The sequence below is a fragment of the Nonomuraea sp. NPDC003727 genome (genome assembly GCF_053586935.1).
This window is the reverse complement of the sequence record NZ_JBSFNE010000006.1, coordinates 449,024-465,990: the sequence shown is the minus strand read 5'-3', so window position 1 is coordinate 465,990 and position 16,967 is coordinate 449,024. Positions and strand designations below refer to the sequence as shown.

The window sequence follows — 16,967 nt, the reverse complement described above, 5'->3', positions numbered from 1 at the left end:
CCCGCATCCGGCGGTCTACGGCAGGGCCAGCATGCGGTCGAGGGCGACCTTGGCCCAGTGGGTGGTGTCGGCGTCGACCGTGATCTGGTTGACCACCTCGCCGAGCACCAGCGACTCCAGCGCCCACACCAGGTGCGGCAGGTCGATGCGGTTCATCGTGGAGCAGTAGCAGACCGTCTTGTCGAGGAACGAGACGCCCTTGTCGGGGAACATCTGCGCCAGGCGCTTGACCAGGTTCAGCTCGGTGCCGATGGCCCACTGGGAGCCGGCCGGCGCCGCCTCGAGCTTCTTGATGATGTACTCGGTCGAGCCGACGTGGTCGGCCTTCAGCACGACCTCGTGCTTGCACTCGGGGTGGACCAGCACGTTGACGCCGGGGATGCGGCGCCGTACGTCGTCGACGGAGTCGGCGGTGAAGCGGCCGTGCACCGAGCAGTGACCCTTCCAGAGGATCATCTTGGCCCGGCGCAACTCCTCCACGCTCGGCGGCCGGTGGGGGTTGTAGACGACGCAGTCGTCCAGCGACATGCCCATCTCCAGCACGGCGGTGTTGCGGCCCAGGTGCTGGTCGGGCAGGAAGAGCACCTTCTGGCCCTGCTCGAAGGCCCACTCGAGAGCCCGCCTGGCGTTGGACGAGGTGCACACCGCGCCGCCGCGCCGGCCGCAGAAGGCCTTGATGTCGGCGCTGGAGTTCATGTACGTGATGGGCACGGTGACGTCGGCGATGCCGGCGTCCTCCAGCAGCTCCCACGCCTCCTCGACCTGGTCGAACGTGGCCATGTCGGCCATCGAGCACCCCGCCGCCAGGTCCGGCAGGATCACCTTCTGGGAGTCGCCGGTCAGGATGTCGGCGGACTCGGCCATGAAGTGCACGCCGCAGAAGACGATGTACTCCGCCTGGGGGCGGGCCGCGGCCTGCTGGGCGAGCTTGAAGGAGTCGCCGGTCACGTCGGCGAACTGGATGACCTCGTCACGCTGGTAGTGGTGGCCGAGGACGAACAGCCTGTCGCCCAGCGCCTCCTTCGCCTTGCGCGCGCGCTCCACCAGCCCCGGGTCGGAGGCCGGGGGAAGCTCGCCGGGACAGTCGACGCCCTTCTCGCTGTGCGGATCGGTGCCCTGCCCGAGGACGAAGAGCGGCAGCCCTGTCTGGGTGGCCATGGCCGTACCCCCTTATCGTCGAAGTGACGACTAATGATGACACACGGCTTGGGGCGATTTGTTCCGGCCACCCGTTTCGGGTGATCGCCGCAGGCCGGAGGGGGTCCGGTCGTGCCTGCCGTATCGGGAGGAGCAGGTGGGCGCCGGTCCGCGTCCGTGGGGCGCGTCACGGGAAGGGGTCGGTTTCCGGTTCTTCTGGACGATCCATAACAACCCCGCAGACGCGGAATGCATAGCTCGCCTCCGGTGTTGGTAGCGTCTTAGTAGGACGTCAGAAACAGACAGCCGTGACACTGCGGCTGATCCAGACGCGGGAGTCAGCACATGACGGTTGAGAGCAGCGAGACCACGGCGCAGGGCCTGATCCTGACCGACGCGGCCGCGGCCAAGGTCAAGAGCCTGCTGGAGCAGCAGGGTGAAGAGGGCCTCCAGCTGCGTGTGGCCGTGCAGCCGGGCGGCTGTTCCGGTCTGCGTTACCAGCTCTTCTTCGACGACCGCTCGATGGACGGCGACATCGTGTCCGACTTCGGCGGCGTCGGTGTCGTGACCGACAGGATGAGCGCGCCGTACCTGATCGGCGCCACCATCGACTTCGTCGACACGATCGAGAAGCAGGGCTTCACGATCGACAACCCGAACGCCACGGGCTCCTGCGCCTGCGGCGACTCGTTCAACTAGGTCGGCGCCTCCAGGTCCCGCTCGCCTTTGTGCGCGCGGGACCTTCGCGTATTCTCTTGGGGCTCATTGGCTTGCTGACAACGAGGAAGAAGAACCCCGTGCGCATCGCCGTCACCGGCTCCATCGCGACCGACCATCTGATGACCTTCCCCGGAAGCTTCGGGGACCAGCTCATCGCCGACCAGCTCGACCGGGTCTCCCTGTCGTTCCTCGTCGACGATCTGCAGGTCAGGCGCGGTGGTTGCGCGGCAAACATCACCTTTGGGATGGGCTGTCTGGGCCTCAGCCCCATCCTTGTGGGAGCGGTCGGGGCGGACTTCGCCGACTACCGCTCGTGGCTGGAGCGCCATCGGGTCGACTGTGACTCGGTTCACGTCTCCGAGACCCACCACACCGCTCGTTTCCTGTGCACCACCGACGAGCAGCACAACCAGATCGCCTCGTTCTACACCGGCGCGATGGCGGAGGCGCGGCTCATCGAGCTGCAGCCGATCGCCGACCGGGTGGGCGGCCTCGACCTGGTGCTGATCAGCCCGAACGACCCCGACGCCATGCTGCGCCACACCGACGAGTGCCGCCAGCGGGGCATCCCGTTCGCCGCCGACCCGTCGCAGCAGCTGGCCAGGATGTCCGGCGAGCAGATCCGCCAGCTCGTCGACGGCGCGGCGTACCTGTTCTCCAACGACTACGAGAAGGGCCTCATCGAGCAGAAGACCGGCTGGTCCGACGCCGAGGTGCTCGACCGGGTCGGCGTCCGGGTCACCACGCTCGGCCCGAAGGGCGCGGTCATCGACCGCAAGGGGGAGCCCTCGCTCCACGTGACCCCCGCTCCCGAGCTGGGCAAGGCCGACCCGACGGGTGTCGGCGACGCGTTCAGGGCCGGCTTCCTCGCGGGCGTCGCCTGGGGGCTGCCGCTGGAGCGGGCGGGCCAGATCGGCAACCTGACGGCCACGCACGTCCTGGAGCGGGTGGGCTGCCAGGAGTACGAGCTGGGCCAGCGGGTGTTCCTCGAGCGGTTCGCCGCCGCGTACGGCCAGCCGGCCGCCGACGAGGTCGCCCAGCACCTCCGCTGCCACTACGCCTGACCACCGGTCGACGGCCACCGGGTTCACCGGTGGCCGTCGGTCCTTCACGCCGCTGCGGCGGCACGTCGCTTCCTTCCGGCTTGCCCGCCGGGGCGCCCGCCTCTCCTGGGCGGTCAGGTAGGCCGGGCCGTCCCCGGCCTACCTTTCGGTCTCCGCCGTGGCCGCGGCGCGGTCAGGTCGCGTAGACCCGGTGGCAGAATTCGGCGAGCTTGTCGTCGGGCAGGTGCTTGGCGAGGTCCGCCTCGGTGATCATGCCGACGATGCGGTGCTGGTCGATCACCGGCAGCCTTCTGATCTGGTGCTCCTCCATGCGGGACAGCGCCTCTTCCACCGTCGCGTCGGCGGGGACCCAGACGAGGCCCGTCGCCATGTCGCCGGCCGTCGTGCGGGAGGGGTCGCGTCCCGACGCGATGCAGTTCACGACGATGTCCCTGTCGGTGATGATGCCCTTGAGGCGGTCGTCGGGCCCGCAGACGGGCAGCGCGCCGACGTTCATCTCGCGCATCATCTGAGCCGCGCGGTCGAGGGTTTCGTGAGCGGCGATGCACTCCACGCCCGGGTTCATGAGGTCACGCGCGGTGTTGTGCGGATGTCCGCTTGTCATGTGATCCCCCCTGAAGTCGATGACGGTGGTCCGTGAGGTTTCTACCCATTTGCACCCTTTGTGACCCTGGGAAGGCACCTCTCCGCCATGTCGCCGACATGCTCGGGTCGGCTGCCGCGGGAACAGGCCCGGCGGCTGGCGTCAGCCGGGGAGGTTGAGCAGCTTGCCGAGGAGCGCCGCCAGTTGCGAGCGCTCGTCGGGGGTGAGCACCTGGAAGGTGTCGTGGAGGAACGCGGGAACGGCCCCCTCCGCCGCGGCCAGCCGGTGCCGTCCCGCGTCGGTGATGGTGACCGCGTAGGAGCGCCGGTCGCGGGGGTTGCGCTCGCGCCTGACGCACTCCGCCCGCTCCAGGTCGTCGCAGATCGTCACCATCACGCTGCGGTCGATGCGCAGCTCCTCGCTGAGCGCCTGCTGGGAGCAGGGGCCGACGTCGTCGAGCATCTTCAGCACCAGGTGCTGGCCCACACCGAGGCCCTGCCCGGCCGCGTGGGCGTCGGCCGCACGGGCGACAGAGGCCGAGGCCCGGCACAGCGCGATGTCGAGCCGCTCGCCGGCCAGCTTGGGAAAGTACGTCGGCCTGACCTGCATCGAAACCTCTCATCACCCTGGAGGTCCAGCCTAGCACTCTTCGTTTGAGGCCAGATCGTCTGTGCTCATACCGTTTGTAGCGCAGACCATGTCGACGCGCGGGCGCCTCAGGAGCGCGAACCGGCGGCGGTGCCGGGCGTGCCGTACGACGAGGTGATGCCGGCCGCGTTCGTGCCCGTGGCCTGCACCGTCGGCACAGAACTCAGGGCCGACCGCAGGTTCCCGCGCGAGCGGGTCCTGCCCCGGGAACGCCGGCAGGTCAGTAGTTGCGCCGCACGTGGATCGCCCAGCCGCCCGCGGGCAGCTCGTAGGTGCCCACGTGGGGATGCGACTTGAGCCTGCACCAGGCGGGCACGTCGGTGTAGGCGGCCGGATCGTCGGCCAGGACGGCGACGATGGCGTTCAGCGGGACGTGGTTGATCCGCTCGGCGAGCATGATGATCGGAATCGGGCACTTCTTGCCGAGCGCGTCGATGGTCAGGGTCGGCTGAGCTGCGACGGTCACGAGGCCCCCTTCGTCGGTCTCATGACCCCCGTGCCGCGTCCATGAACGACGACCCCGAGCCCGGTCATACGACCCCTGCGTCTTGACGTATCCGGCGCACCATCTCAGGGAGGACGGCCAGGAACCGGTCCACCTCGGCGGCGGCAGCGCCCCTGGGCAGCGATACCCGGACGTTTCCATGAGTGAGCACGCCCATCGCCTCCAAAACGTGCGATGGACGAAGCGTACTAGCCGTGCACGAACTCCCGGACGATACCGCGAAACCCGCCTTGTCCAGCTCGGTGAGCAGCGCCTCCCCGTCGACGTAGAGGCAGGAGAAGGTGACGATGTGCGGCGCCCTGCCGACCGGGTCGCCGATCACCTCCACGTCGGGCACGAGCGTGGGGATCCGCTCCCTGATCGTGTCGACGAGGGCCGACAGGCGGGCGTTCTCCAGCGCCGCCTCCTCCCGCATCGCCGTCAGCGCCGCCGCCGCCGCGACGATCGACGGGACGTTCTCGAAGCCCGGCACCCGGCGCCGCTCACGCTCGTCCTCCGGCAGGAACGAGCGGAACCGGGTGCCCTTGCGTACGGCCAGCACCCCGACCCCCGCGGGCCCGCCCCACTTGTGCGCGCTCGCGGTCAGCACCGACCAGCCCTCCGGCACCGGCAGCCGGCCCGCGGTCTGGGCGGCGTCGACCAAAAGCGGCACCTCCAGCCGCCGGCACGCCGCCGCGGCCTCGGCGACCGGCTGCAGCGTTCCCACCTCGTGGTTGGCCGTCTGGAGGCAGGCCAGCGCCGTGCCCTCGGCCGAGACCGCCGCGGTGAAGGCGTCGAGATCGACGCGGCCCGCCAGGTCGACGCCGACGGTGGTGACCGTGCCGCCCTGGCTCTCGTGGACCGACGCGGCGTGCAGGACGCTGGAGTGCTCCACCGCGCTGGTGACGAGGTGACGTCCGGCCCTCCGCCTGCCGTGTAGGGTGCCCAGGACGCCGAGATGCACGGCCTGGGTGCCGGAAGAGGTGAAGGAGACCTCGTCCGGCCTGGCGCCGAGCGCCTCGGCCACCTCCGTGCGTGCCTGTTCGAGAAGCAGGTGGGCACGGCGGGCCTGGCCGTACAACCGCGCGGGGTCGGCCCAGCCCGCGTCCAGGGTCGCGATCAGCGCCTCGCGTGCCTGGGGATGCAGGGGCTCGGTCGATGCCGCGTCGAAGTAAGCCACATCGAGACATTAACGGGGGCGAGCGGGGAGCCGACCACCCCCCACGCTAATGTGTCTGCAATCAGCTGTGCATATGGAAATACGAGCGCCCAGGAGAGACTTCTGGGCTTCATCTGTGGGGTAGGCGATCCGTGAGTCCGACCCGCCGTACTGAGCGGCGTCCGTTGGGCCGGCGCAGAGTGTCCAGCGCCGCCGGTTTGGCGTTGCTGCTGGCCTCCGCGACGGCCTGTGCAAATGACGTGCCCGAGGCCGACTGGTCGCGTGGTCTTCTTCCTGAGGGTGCCACCGAGCAGGCTGACATCGTCACGAATCTGTGGAACGGGGCCTGGATCGCGGCGCTGGCCACGGGGCTCGTCGTCATCGTGCTGATCCTGTGGGCGTGCGCCTTCCACCGCAAGCGCAAGGCGTCGGCCGAGCTTCCTCCGCAGGTTCGCTACAACCTGCCGATCGAGATCCTGTACACGGTCGTGCCGCTCGTCATGGTGTCGGTGTTCTTCTTCTTCACCGCCCGCGACGAGAACGTGCTCATGGACACCTCGGCGCAGCCTGACGTCACGGTCCACGTGGAAGGGTTCCAGTGGAGCTGGCGGTTCACCACCGACGCCGGTGGCAAGACCGCCAAGGTCGTCGGCATGCCGGTCAGCGACTACCAGGCGCCCCAGTCGCCGGAGCTGGTGCTGCCGGTGAACAAGAAGGTGCTGTTCAAGCTCGACGCCGACGACGTGATCCACTCGTTCTGGGTGCCCGCGTTCATGTTCAAGCGCGACGTGATCCCCGGTATCTCCGGCGAGAAGAACAAGTTCATGATCACCACGTTGAACAAGCCTGGTGTCTACGCGGGCCGGTGCGCCGAACTGTGCGGCGTCGACCACAGCCGCATGCTCTTCAGGGTCAAGCTCGTCTCGCAGGCCGAGTTCGACCAGTACATGACGACCCAGGCTGGGAGAGCCCAGTGACCGCCATCCAAGCACCCTCAGTCTCGGCGCGGCCGACCCGCAAGGGCCTGGCCATCGCCAAGTGGATGTCCTCCACCGATCACAAGGTCATCGGGCATCTCTACCTCATCACGTCGTTCGTGTTCTTCCTCATCGGCGGCGTGATGGCGCTGATCATGCGCGCCGAGCTCGCCCAGCCGGGGCTGCAGGTCACCACGAACGAGCAGTTCAACCAGCTGTTCACCATGCACGGCACGATCATGCTGCTGATGTTCGCGACGCCGCTGTTCGCCGGCTTCGCCAACGAGCTGATGCCGCTGCAGATCGGCGCGCCCGACGTGGCGTTCCCCCGGCTCAACATGGTCAGCTACTGGCTCTACCTGTTCGGCAGCATCATCGCGGTCAGTGGATTCCTGACCCCGAACGGCGCGGCCAGCTTCGGCTGGTTCGCCTACACCCCGCTGTCGAACGCGATCAGCTCGCCCGGTGTCGGCGGTGACCTGTGGATCATGGGTCTGGCGCTGTCCGGTCTGGGCACCATCCTCGGCGCGGTGAACTTCATCACCACCATCATCTGCATGCGCGCGCCCGGCATGACGATGTTCCGGATGCCGATGTTCACCTGGAACATCCTGCTGACCAGCATGCTCGTGCTGATGGCCTTCCCGGTGCTGGCCGCCGCGCTGCTCGCGCTGGAGGCCGACCGCAAGCTCGGCACCCACATCTTCGCCTCCGAGACCGGTGGCGCGATGCTGTGGCAGCACCTGTTCTGGTTCTTCGGCCACCCCGAGGTCTACATCATCGCGCTGCCGTTCTTCGGCATCGTGACCGAGATCCTGCCGGTCTTCAGCCGCAAGCCGATCTTCGGTTACATCGGCCTCGTGGCCGCGACCATCGCCATCGCCGGTCTGTCGATCACCGTGTGGGCGCACCACATGTTCGCCACCGGCCAGGTCCTGCTGCCGTTCTTCTCGTTCATGACGTTCCTCATCGCGGTTCCGACGGGCGTGAAGTTCTTCAACTGGATCGGCACGATGTGGCGAGGCCATCTGAGCTTCGAGTCGCCGATGCTGTTCTCGGTGGGCTTCCTGATCACCTTCCTCCTCGGCGGTCTGACCGGCGTCATCCTGGCCTCCCCGCCGCTGGACTTCCAGATCAGCGACAGCTACTTCGTCGTGGCCCACTTCCACTACGTGGTCTTCGGCACCGTCGTGTTCGCGATGTTCGCCGGCTTCTACTTCTGGTGGCCGAAGTTCACCGGCCGGATGCTCAACGACAAGCTCGGCAAGGTGCACTTCTGGTTGCTGTTCATCGGCTTCCACACCACCTTCCTCGTCCAGCACTGGCTGGGCATGGTGGGCTTCCCCCGCCGTTACGCCGACTACGCCCCGACCGACGGCTTCACCGACCTGAACCTCATCTCGTCGGTGGGCGCCTTCATCCTCGGCGCCTCGACCCTGCCGTTCTTCTACAACGTCTGGAAGACCTGGCGCAGCGCGCCCAAGGTCACCGTCGACGACCCGTGGGGCTACGGCGGCTCGCTCGAGTGGGCGACCTCCTGCCCGCCGCCGCGGCACAACTTCACCTCGCTGCCGCGCATCAGGTCCGAGCGTCCCGCGTTCGACCTGCACTACCCGCACGTGTCGGCCAAGCCGCAGGAGGTTGAGGCCTGATGAAGGTTCAGGGTTGGCTGTTCCTGCTCTGCGGACTGTTCTTCGCGGGCGTGGACGTCGTCTACTGGTTCTGGTCTAAGGAGCCCGTCGGCACCACGGCCATGGCCATCTCGGTCGGCTTCGCCTTCATGATCGGCTACTACCTGATGTTCACGGCTCGCCGTATCGGCGACCAGCCGGAGGACAACAAGACGGCCGAGATCAGCGACGGCGCCGGAGAGATCGGCTTCTTCAGCCCGAGCAGCTGGTGGCCGCTGTTCGTCTGCCTCGCGGCGGCGTTCGCGTTCGTCGGCTTCGTGATCGGCCTGTGGATGTTCCTGATCGGCGTCTTCATGGTGATCATGGCGATGGTCGGCTTCGTCTTCCAGTACTACCGGGGTAACTTCTCCCACTGATCCGACCAGCACAGAAGCGGGTGCCCTGTCCGAGGGCGCCCGCTTTTGGTGTTTTTTACTCCATGCCGAATGTGGCGAAACGATCACTGCGGGTAGTAAGGGGGCGTTAGGGCTTCGACGGAGAGGGGAGTACCCGTGGGGCGGATGACTCAAGGATCGGCTGGAGTTCTGGCCCTCGCCGTACTCGCAGCGTGCTCGGCAGGCAGCACCACGGGCGGGGCCTCGCCCAGCGCGGCGCCACCGCCCGCGAGTGTGGCGATCGTCCCTGCCGACAGGTCGGGCAACGTGCCGACCGGCCAGACCGTCCTGGTCACGGCCCGCGGTGGCACGCTCAGGGACGTCACCGTCACCGGACCGTCCGGCGGTCTGGAGGGCGAGCTCAGCGCGGACCGCACGAAGTGGCGCAGCAAGCGGTACAGCCGCCCCGGCACGACCTACACCGTGAGCGCGCTCGTGGCCAACCCCGCCGGTCAGACGACCAGGACCACCAGCACCTTCACCACGGTCAAGGCGCACGGCACCTTCGGCATCGAGCAGCTGCTGCCGCACAAGGACGACACCGGCCTGACGGTGGGCGTCGGCATGCCGATCATGATCACGTTCGACAAGGACGTCACGGACCGCGTGGCCGTCGAGCGGAACCTGGTCGTCAAGACGTCCAAGCCGGTCCAGGGCGCCTGGCACTGGTTCGACGACCGGCACGTGGACTTCCGGCCGAAGACCTACTGGCCCGCCCGCACCAAGGTCCGCCTCGAGGCGCGCCTGGCCAACGTGCCCGGCGCCCCCGGCATCTACGGCAAGCGCGACTACACCCTCGACTTCACCGTCGGCAGGTCGCAGATCACCTCCGGCAGCACCGGCAACCACCACCTCGTGGTGAAGCGCGACGGCAAGGTCGTCAGGAACATGCCGATGAGCGCCGGCCAGGGCGGGGAGTGGAAGTATTACACCACCTCCGGCATCCACCTGGCGATGTCGAGGGAACCGGTGACGGTCATGACCTCGCCGGGGATCGGGCCCGGGCAGGCCGGCTACTACCAGCTGACGGTCTACAACACCGTGCGGATCTCCAACTCGGGCGAGTACGTGCACAGCGCGCCCTGGTCGGTCGGGTCGCAGGGGTACTCCAACGTCAGCCACGGGTGCGTGAACGTCAGCCCCGAGAACGCGGCGTGGTTCATCAAGAACACCCTGATCGGCGACCCGATCGTCATCACCGGGTCCCCGCGCCCGCTCGAGCCGACCAACGGGTGGGGCCACTGGCAGGAGAACTGGAAGGAGTGGCTGCAGTGGAGCTCGCTGAAGTCGATGACCACCGAGGCGCTGTAGCGCCGTCGCCCTAGTGGAGCGGGAGACGGGCGCGCACCGCGTGCCCGTCGGCGTGCCCCTCCACCGTGAGGGAGCCGCCGACGAGGGCGGCCCGCTCCCGCGCCGCCTGCCCGATGGGCCTGGAAGGCCCGTCGTCGCTCACCAGGACCTCCAGGAGGCGCCGCCGCCACCGCAGGGTCACCGTGGCCCTGGACGCGCCCTCGGCGTCTCTGAGGGCCTCCTGAACGATCCGGAAGGCGGACAGTTCCACCCCCGGCGCGGCCGGCGCGGGGGAGCCGTCCTGGACGAGGTCCACCGACAGGCCCCTCCCGCGCATCTCCTGGAGCAGGTCGGGCAGGTCATCGAGGCACGGCTGCGGGGTGCGCGAGGGCGGGACACCGGTGAAGGCGCTCAGGACGCCGAGCGTGCGCTGCAGCTCGCCGAGCGCCTGGCGGCCTGACTCCTCCGCGTCCTTGAGCGTGTCGGCGGCCCTGCGCGCGTCCCTGCCCATGGTCATCCGGCCCGCGCCGATGCCGAGGGTCATGACGCTGACCCGGTGCGCCACGACCTCGTGCAGCTCCTGCACGATCAGGGCGCGCCGTACGGTCTGCGCGCGGGCGCGCCGTTCGGCGGCCAGCTCGGCCGCGGAACGGGCGCGCAGCCGGAGCAGAAGGACGACTGCGGGGCACAGGACTACCGTGGTCACGGCGGCCAGCCATGACAGGAGAGGCGGCATGGCCGGGAGCGTAGGCGCGGGTCCCGTGCGGCGCATCCGCTCGGCGGTGGATCTTCACTCCACCCCCGAGCGTAGGGCGGGCCGTCGCGGGTGGCTCCTCGGCGGCCCGGCGCGGCCACCACCGGGCCGGGGAAGGGGCTCAGGCCATGCTGAGGGCGCGGCTGACCTCGACCCATCGGTCGAGCGTCGCCGCGGCGCGCCCCGAGTCGACCGCCTGTACGGCACGCGCGTAGCCGTCGATCATCGCCGAGTCGAGGTCGTCGCCGGGACCGTCGGCGGCCACCAGCGCGGCCGCGGCGTTGAGCAGCACCGCGTCACGCACCGGGCCGGTCTTCCCGCGCAGCAGGTCGTGCACCGCCTGGGCGTTGAACGCCACGTCGCCGCCGCGCAGCGCGCCCACCTCCGCGCGGGGGATCCCCAGCACCGCAGGGTCGAACACGGTCTGCGTCGCGCTGCCGTCGCGCACCACCCACACCGTGGAGGTGGTGGCGATGGTCAGCTCGTCGAGCCCGTCGTCGCCGCGGAACACCAGGGCCGAGACGCCGCGCTCGGCGAAGACGCCGGCCAGGACGGGCAGCATGCGGGCGTCGTAGACGCCGATGGCCTGCGCGGACGGGCGGGCCGGATTGGTCAGGGGGCCCAGGAAGTTGAAGATCGTCGGGACGCCCAGCTCCTTGCGCGGCGGACCGGCGAAGCGCAGCGCCGGGTGGTAGACGGGCGCGAAGCAGAACGCGATGCCCGCCTCGGCCGCCACCCGCGCGGTCGCCTCGGGCGGTAGGTCGAGCTTGATGCCGAGGTACTCCAGGACGTCCGCGGCGCCGCAGGAGGAGGAGGCGGCGCGGTTGCCGTGCTTGACCACGCGCGCGCCGGCCGCGGCGGCCACGATGGCCGCCATCGTGGAGACGTTGACCGTGTGCGCGCGGTCGCCGCCCGTGCCCACGATGTCGACGACGGGCCCCTCCACCCGCAACGGGGTGGCCAGCTCGAGCATCGTCCTGGCCAGGCCGGTCACCTCGGCGACGGTCTCGCCCTTGGCCCGCAGCGCGACCGCGAACCCGGCGATCTGCGCGGGGGTGGCCGAGCCCGACATGATCTCCCGCATCGCCCACGCCGTCTCGTCGGCGGTCAGGTGTTCCCCCGCCAGGAGGGCTGACAGCAGTGCGGGCCAGGTGGTGCGAGCGTCCATGGGAGAACCTACTTCGCGTTGAGTCGGGTCGAGGAGCGCTGCCGCATCAGGGTCGCGACGGCGTCGGCGACCGCGATCGGCTCCAGCGGCTGCGGCAGGACGGCGTCGGCGCGCGACCAGTTGGCCAGCCAGCGGTCGTCCTTGCGGGCGACGAGCAGCAGGATCGGCGGGCAGTCGTAGACCTCGTCCTTGGCCTGCTTGCTGACTCCCATGCCACCGGCGGGCTGGGCCTCACCGTCGAGCACGGCGACGTCGATCGTGCCCGAGTCGAGCAACTGCAGGACCTTCGGCTGGGTGGCGCACTCCACGATCTCCACCAGCGGGACGTCGGCTGCGGGACGGCGCCCGATGGCCTGCCGTACCTGGTCGCGGGTCCTGGCGTCGTCGCTGTAGACGAGGACCCTCATGGTGTCGTCGGTGCTCACGGTCACAGCTCACTATCAGTGGTAGCAGTATGGTCACCTGGGATCGTACCGGTGCCTTCAGGCGGAAACCCAGGCCGCCGGGGTCGGCGGGCGTTTTGCACTAATTCTCCCAGGCTGGGGGTGTGGGCGGACCCCCTAACGGGGGGTCGTGCGGCGACCCGACCACCAGAGCCGCAATAATGCTGCCCGTGGCGACAGCATCCGCAATTACGACGACGACAGCTCACGCGTCCCGGCGACCGAACCTGGTCAGCGTCGGGACGATCGTGTGGCTGTCCTCTGAGCTCATGTTCTTCGCGGCGCTGTTCGCGATGTACTTCACCATCCGGTCAGTGAGTCTCGGCCAGGGCAAGGCCTGGCCCGAGGCAGAGCTGAACATTCCGTTCTCTACGGTCAACACGATCATCCTGGTCCTGTCGAGTGTGACGTGTCAGCTTGGCGTGTGGGCCGCGGAAAAGGGTCAGGTCGGCAAGCTCCGCTTCTGGTACTTCGTCAGCTTCATCATGGGCGCCGTCTTCGTCGGCGGCCAGATCTACGAGTACATGCAGCTCGCTCATGAGGGCGCGACGCTTTCCGCGAACCCGTACACCTCGGTGTTCTACCTGACCACGGGCTTCCACGGCCTCCACGTGACCGGTGGACTGATCGCGTTCCTGTTCATGCTGGGACGCACGTACGCCGCGAAGCGCTTCACACATGAGCAGGCGACCAGCGCGATCGTCGTGTCCTACTACTGGCACTTCGTTGACGTGGTCTGGATCGGCCTTTTCGCGACCATCTACATCATTCAGTAAGGAAACGGGGATCTCTGTGACTAGGATCACCGCTCGGCGGCGGCATCCGCTCGCGAGATACGCCGTCCTGCTTTTCGCGTTGGCGCTGGTCGGGGGGGTGTATACCCTCATCTCGCCGACCGGCAGGCCGGCGGACGCCGCTCTGGCGGCCGGCAAGGCCGACGACGTCGCTGAAGGCAAGAGCCTGTTCCAGGCGCACTGCTCGAGCTGCCATGGCCTCAACGCCGAGGGCACTTCCACCGGACCCACGCTCGTCGGCGTGGGCGCGGCGGCAGTCGACTTCCAGGTGAGCAGCGGCCGCATGCCCGCCGCCAACCCTGGTGCCCAGGCACCGCGCAAGCCGGTGCCCGCCTGGGTCAACGAGGACACCACCCGCCAGCTCGGCGCCTTCGTGCAGTCGCTCGGCGGCGGTCCCGTCGTGCCCGACAAGAACGCCGTCGACGCCGCGCAGGGTGACGTGGCCAGGGGTGGTGAGCTCTTCCGCGCCAACTGCATCCAGTGCCACAACTGGACCGGGGCCGGCGGTGCGCTCACCCAGGGCAAGTACGCGCCGAACCTGAACCAGGCGACGCCCACCCAGATCTACGAGGCGATGGCCACGGGACCGCAGGCGATGCCGGTCTTCAACGACTCCACGATCACTCCCAAGGAGAAGCGCGACATGATCGCGTACATCGTGGATGTGCGCGAGCAGAAGGACCCCGGAGGCTTCGGACTCGGCCGCATCGGCCCGGTCACCGAGGGCCTCGTGGCGTGGCTCGTGGGCATCAGCGCCCTCGTGCTGGCCGCCATCTGGATCACCGCTAAGAAGCGACAGGCGTCATGACAGACAACGGACATGAGATCGAGCAGCCGGACGAGCGCGTCCCCAAGCGCGTCATCGGCACTCCTCCGCACGGCAAGACCCTGATCCCCGCGGAGCAGAAGCCGGTGGACGTGGAGGTTCCCGGCGTCTACTTCCCCGACGAGGCCAAGGCCCGCAAGGGCGAGCGGATCGTGGCGCTCTGCTTCACGATCACCTTCATCGCCGCCCTCGTGTTCATCGTCAACTACGTGGTCTTCCAGGTAGGCGACGTCGACAGCACGGCGGTCTCCAACTTCGCGCTCGGCGCGCCGCTGACCGTGGCCCTGCTCGGCCTCGCGGTCGGCATCGTGGTGTGGGTCCGTCAGGTCATGCCGAAGTACACGCTGGTCCAGGAGCGCCACCCGATGGCCTCCGACGACCCCACCAGGCGTTACGTCGCTGAGACGTTCCTGCAGGGCGCCAAGGAGAGCGGCCTGGCCAAGCGGCCGCTGCTGCGCCGTACGCTGCTGCTGGCCTCGGCCCCGCTCGGGCTGATCCCGCTGGTGCTGATGCGTGACCTCGACAACTCCAAGATGCCCGCCTCGGCCTTCCAGAAGGAGCTCCGCCACACCGTGTGGGGCACCAAGAGCAAGGAGGGCAAGCCGCTCAAGCTCGTCGTCGAGGGCACGGGTCAGCCGATCCGCGCCGCCGACTTCAACTCGCCCGGCGGCATCCTGTCGGTGGTTCCCGAGGGCTACGAGCACGACCTCAACGCCCTGGCGAAGGCCACGCTCATCCTGATCAAGTTCCGTCCCGAGGAGATCAAGTCGGGCACGAACCTGAACTGGACCCACGACGGGATCGTGGCCTACTCCAAGATCTGCACGCACGTCGGCTGCCCCGCGGCCCTGTACGAGCAGACCACCCACCACATCCTGTGCCCCTGCCACCAGTCGACGTTCGACGCCGCCGACGGCGCCAAGGTCATCTTCGGCCCGGCCGCCAGGCCGCTGCCCCAGCTGCCCATCGGCGTCGACGAGCAGGGCTACCTCATCGCCAAGGGCGACTTCGCGGTGCCCGTCGGTCCCAGCTTCTGGGAGCGCGGCGACGCCGAGGCGAAGGTCAGGTCCGAGGGAGGCCACGCGTGAGCGACGACCTGAAGACGGTTCCCAAGGCCATCGGCGGCACGTCGAGCTACATCGACGACCGGATCGGCGCGGGCACCTTCCTCCAGCGCAACCTGCGCAAGATCTTCCCCGATCACTGGTCGTTCCTGCTCGGTGAGATCGCGCTCTACTCGTTCGTCATCCTGCTGCTGAGCGGTACGTTCCTGACGTTCTTCTTCAAGCCCAGCATGATGCACGTCATCTACGACGGCCCCTACGAGCCGCTCAAGGGCGTGATGATGTCGGAGGCCTACGCCTCCGCACTGGAGATCAGCTTCGAGGTCCGCGGCGGTCTGCTCATGCGGCAGATCCACCACTGGGCCGCCCTGCTGTTCGTGGCCGGCATGATGGTGCACATGCTCCGCGTGTTCTTCACGGGTGCATACCGCAAGCCGCGCGAGCTGAACTGGGTGATCGGTGTCCTGCTGCTGACGCTCGCGCTGGCCGAGGGTCTGACCGGCTACTCGCTGCCGGACGACCTGCTGTCGGGCGCGGGTCTGCGCATCACCGAGGGTGTGGCGATCTCGCTGCCGCTCGTCGGCACCTACATCACCTTCTTCCTGTTCGGCGGGGAGTACCCGGGCGAGGACGTCATCTCCCGGTTCTACTCGCTGCACATCCTGCTCATCCCCGGTATCCTGCTGGCCCTCATCTCGGCCCACATGGTGCTCATGTGGGTGCAGAAGCACACGCAGATGCCGGGCAAGGCGCGCAACAACCACAACGTGGTCGGCGCGCCGTTCTACCCCGCCTTCATGCTCAAGGCCGGCGCGTACTTCCTGTTCACCTTCGCGGTGATCGCTGGACTGGCGACCTTCGCGCAGATCAACCCGATCTGGGCGTTCGGTCCCTACACGCCTGCCGACATCTCGGCCGGTTCGCAGCCCGACTTCTACATGGGCTTCCTGGAGGGCTCCCTGCGGTTGATGCCGCCGTGGGAGATCAACCTGTTCGGGAGCAGCGAGGCCGGCACGCTGCCGCTGAGCGTGATCATCCCGGCGCTGGTGCCGATGGGCATCATCATGACCGGGCTGGCCCTCTACCCGTTCCTCGAGCGGTGGGTCACCGGCGACAACCGCGAGCACCACATCGCGGACCGTCCCCGCAACAACCCGCACCGCACCTCGATCGGCATGGCCGCCATCGCCTTCTACGGCGTGCTGTGGCTGCTCGGCGCCAACGACGAACTGTCGGCCAACTTCCACATCAGCCTGAACTGGACGACCTACATCGGCCGGGTCATGGTGTTCGTGGCTCCGGTGATCGCCTACATCGTCACCTACCGGATGTGCCTCGGCCTGCAGCGTTCCGACGCCGCGATCATCGGGCACGGCGTGGAGTCGGGTGTGATCAAGCGGCTGCCGCACGGTGAGTTCATCGAGATCCACACGCCCGCGGCGGACGACATCGAGGCCCACATGCGCGGCAAGGAAGCCATCCCGCAGGTGGACGTCGACGCCGACACCGACGGCATCCCGCCCAAGGGGATGCGCGGCCCGCTCGGCAAGCTGCGCGGGAGCATGTCGAAGGCGTACGGCGGGGAGAAGATCCCGCTGGACGACGGTCACGGACACGGTCACGGCGACGAGCACGCCGAGATCACCTCCGGCGACGACCGCAGCCTGACGCACTAGTCTCGCCACACGAAACGCCCCGGCCCGGACACCATCCGTCCGAGCCGGGGCGTTTCCCTTTCCGCCGTCGCCTGGCGTCTTCTTCAGCGCGGGGGACTTCCTTCGCCTGGCGTCT

Annotated in this window: 18 protein-coding genes; 10 read left to right on the top strand and 8 right to left on the bottom strand. The window is 68.5% G+C overall.

Annotation, left to right across the window (positions count from 1 at the left end; all coding sequences use genetic code 11):
• Positions 1-15: 15 nt before the first annotated feature.
• Positions 16-1,158 carry a quinolinate synthase NadA gene (gene nadA, locus ACWDLG_RS18590; RefSeq protein ID WP_449921369.1) on the bottom strand — a complete coding sequence of 381 codons (1,143 nt, stop codon included), beginning with the start codon at positions 1,156-1,158 and terminating at the stop codon, positions 16-18.
• A 324-nt stretch (positions 1,159-1,482) separates the two neighbouring features.
• On the opposite strand from nadA, the gene ACWDLG_RS18585 reads away from it, so the two are divergent.
• Together ACWDLG_RS18585 and ACWDLG_RS18580 are read left to right on the top strand one after the other, a co-directional pair.
• Positions 1,483-1,836 (top strand): HesB/IscA family protein, encoded by a 354-nt coding sequence (locus tag ACWDLG_RS18585; protein WP_354919477.1) that lies wholly within the window; start codon positions 1,483-1,485, stop codon positions 1,834-1,836.
• A gap of 98 nt (positions 1,837-1,934) precedes the next feature.
• Entirely contained in the window at positions 1,935-2,921 is a 987-nt protein-coding gene (locus tag ACWDLG_RS18580; RefSeq protein ID WP_354919474.1) for a carbohydrate kinase family protein, read from the top strand.
• Positions 2,922-3,093: 172 nt separating this feature from the next.
• Here the strand turns inward: ACWDLG_RS18580 and ACWDLG_RS18575 are convergent, their stop codons facing one another.
• The 4 genes from ACWDLG_RS18575 to ACWDLG_RS18560 all read right to left on the bottom strand — a co-directional run bounded on the left by ACWDLG_RS18575 (position 3,094) and on the right by ACWDLG_RS18560 (position 5,816).
• Complete coding sequence (locus ACWDLG_RS18575) at positions 3,094-3,525, bottom strand: CBS domain-containing protein (protein WP_354919472.1); 432 nt, start codon at positions 3,523-3,525, stop codon at positions 3,094-3,096.
• A 141-nt stretch (positions 3,526-3,666) separates the two neighbouring features.
• On the bottom strand, positions 3,667-4,113 hold the full coding sequence (locus tag ACWDLG_RS18570; RefSeq protein WP_449921366.1) for a MarR family winged helix-turn-helix transcriptional regulator: 447 nt from the start codon (positions 4,111-4,113) through the stop codon (positions 3,667-3,669).
• A gap of 259 nt (positions 4,114-4,372) precedes the next feature.
• Positions 4,373-4,618, bottom strand: coding sequence for a sulfurtransferase TusA family protein (locus tag ACWDLG_RS18565; protein WP_354919466.1), 246 nt, complete (start codon positions 4,616-4,618; stop codon positions 4,373-4,375).
• Between the two features lie 64 nt (positions 4,619-4,682).
• A complete protein-coding gene (locus tag ACWDLG_RS18560) occupies positions 4,683-5,816 on the bottom strand; it encodes a cysteine desulfurase family protein (RefSeq protein WP_449921364.1) in 1,134 nt (377 codons plus the stop codon).
• 197 nt (positions 5,817-6,013) lie between these two features.
• Here ACWDLG_RS18560 and ctaC point away from each other — a divergent pair, with 197 nt between their 5' ends.
• The 4 genes from ctaC (at position 6,014) to ACWDLG_RS18540 (ending at position 10,148) form a co-directional block, all read left to right on the top strand.
• Complete coding sequence (ctaC, locus tag ACWDLG_RS18555; protein ID WP_449921361.1) at positions 6,014-6,772, top strand: aa3-type cytochrome oxidase subunit II; 759 nt, start codon at positions 6,014-6,016, stop codon at positions 6,770-6,772.
• A complete protein-coding gene (gene ctaD, locus ACWDLG_RS18550) occupies positions 6,769-8,424 on the top strand; it encodes an aa3-type cytochrome oxidase subunit I (protein ID WP_354919458.1) in 1,656 nt (551 codons plus the stop codon). Before ctaC ends, ctaD begins: the two co-directional genes overlap by 4 nt.
• Positions 8,424-8,819 carry a cytochrome c oxidase subunit 4 gene (locus ACWDLG_RS18545; RefSeq protein WP_354919456.1) on the top strand — a complete coding sequence of 132 codons (396 nt, stop codon included), beginning with the start codon at positions 8,424-8,426 and terminating at the stop codon, positions 8,817-8,819. Before ctaD ends, ACWDLG_RS18545 begins: the two co-directional genes overlap by 1 nt.
• A 252-nt stretch (positions 8,820-9,071) precedes the next feature.
• Positions 9,072-10,148, top strand: a complete 1,077-nt coding sequence (locus tag ACWDLG_RS18540) for an Ig-like domain-containing protein (RefSeq protein WP_449921357.1) — start codon at positions 9,072-9,074, stop codon at positions 10,146-10,148.
• Positions 10,149-10,158: 10 nt separating this feature from the next.
• Here the strand turns inward: ACWDLG_RS18540 and ACWDLG_RS18535 are convergent, their stop codons facing one another.
• The 3 genes from ACWDLG_RS18535 to ACWDLG_RS18525 form a co-directional block, all read right to left on the bottom strand.
• Positions 10,159-10,863: a sensor histidine kinase gene (locus tag ACWDLG_RS18535; RefSeq protein ID WP_449921354.1), complete on the bottom strand. Its 705-nt coding sequence runs from the start codon at positions 10,861-10,863 to the stop codon at positions 10,159-10,161.
• Between the two features lie 139 nt (positions 10,864-11,002).
• Positions 11,003-12,049 carry an anthranilate phosphoribosyltransferase gene (gene trpD, locus ACWDLG_RS18530; protein WP_449921351.1) on the bottom strand — a complete coding sequence of 349 codons (1,047 nt, stop codon included), beginning with the start codon at positions 12,047-12,049 and terminating at the stop codon, positions 11,003-11,005.
• Positions 12,050-12,057: 8 nt separating this feature from the next.
• Positions 12,058-12,456 carry a hypothetical protein gene (locus ACWDLG_RS18525; protein WP_354919574.1) on the bottom strand — a complete coding sequence of 133 codons (399 nt, stop codon included), beginning with the start codon at positions 12,454-12,456 and terminating at the stop codon, positions 12,058-12,060.
• A gap of 197 nt (positions 12,457-12,653) precedes the next feature.
• Between ACWDLG_RS18525 and ctaE the strand changes: the two genes are divergently transcribed.
• The 4 genes from ctaE to qcrB are packed head-to-tail and all read left to right on the top strand — an operon-like array spanning position 12,654 to position 16,852.
• Entirely contained in the window at positions 12,654-13,268 is a 615-nt protein-coding gene (ctaE, locus tag ACWDLG_RS18520) for an aa3-type cytochrome oxidase subunit III (RefSeq protein ID WP_354919444.1), read from the top strand.
• A 16-nt stretch (positions 13,269-13,284) separates the two neighbouring features.
• Positions 13,285-14,094: a cytochrome bc1 complex diheme cytochrome c subunit gene (qcrC, locus tag ACWDLG_RS18515; protein ID WP_449921349.1), complete on the top strand. Its 810-nt coding sequence runs from the start codon at positions 13,285-13,287 to the stop codon at positions 14,092-14,094.
• Positions 14,091-15,200: a cytochrome bc1 complex Rieske iron-sulfur subunit gene (gene qcrA, locus ACWDLG_RS18510; protein WP_449921348.1), complete on the top strand. Its 1,110-nt coding sequence runs from the start codon at positions 14,091-14,093 to the stop codon at positions 15,198-15,200. The genes qcrC and qcrA overlap by 4 nt, the downstream gene beginning before the upstream one ends.
• Positions 15,197-16,852: a cytochrome bc1 complex cytochrome b subunit gene (qcrB, locus tag ACWDLG_RS18505; protein WP_354919435.1), complete on the top strand. Its 1,656-nt coding sequence runs from the start codon at positions 15,197-15,199 to the stop codon at positions 16,850-16,852. Before qcrA ends, qcrB begins: the two co-directional genes overlap by 4 nt.
• Positions 16,853-16,967: the final 115 nt, after the last annotated feature.

Bases quoted from the DNA above. Each gene is read 5' to 3' on its own strand.
- trpD (WP_449921351.1), bottom strand. From the start codon at position 12,049: ATGGACGCTCGCACCACCTGGCCCGCACTGCTGTCAGCCCTCCTGGCG.
- ACWDLG_RS18570 (WP_449921366.1), bottom strand. From the start codon at position 4,113: ATGCAGGTCAGGCCGACGTACTTTCCCAAGCTGGCCGGCGAGCGGCTC.
- nadA (WP_449921369.1), bottom strand. From the start codon at position 1,158: ATGGCCACCCAGACAGGGCTGCCGCTCTTCGTCCTCGGGCAGGGCACC.
- qcrA (WP_449921348.1), top strand. From the start codon at position 14,091: ATGACAGACAACGGACATGAGATCGAGCAGCCGGACGAGCGCGTCCCC.
- ACWDLG_RS18525 (WP_354919574.1), bottom strand. From the start codon at position 12,456: ATGAGGGTCCTCGTCTACAGCGACGACGCCAGGACCCGCGACCAGGTA.
- ACWDLG_RS18535 (WP_449921354.1), bottom strand. From the start codon at position 10,863: ATGCCGCCTCTCCTGTCATGGCTGGCCGCCGTGACCACGGTAGTCCTG.
- ctaE (WP_354919444.1), top strand. From the start codon at position 12,654: ATGCTGCCCGTGGCGACAGCATCCGCAATTACGACGACGACAGCTCAC.
- ACWDLG_RS18575 (WP_354919472.1), bottom strand. From the start codon at position 3,525: ATGACAAGCGGACATCCGCACAACACCGCGCGTGACCTCATGAACCCG.
- ACWDLG_RS18585 (WP_354919477.1), top strand. From the start codon at position 1,483: ATGACGGTTGAGAGCAGCGAGACCACGGCGCAGGGCCTGATCCTGACC.
- ACWDLG_RS18545 (WP_354919456.1), top strand. From the start codon at position 8,424: ATGAAGGTTCAGGGTTGGCTGTTCCTGCTCTGCGGACTGTTCTTCGCG.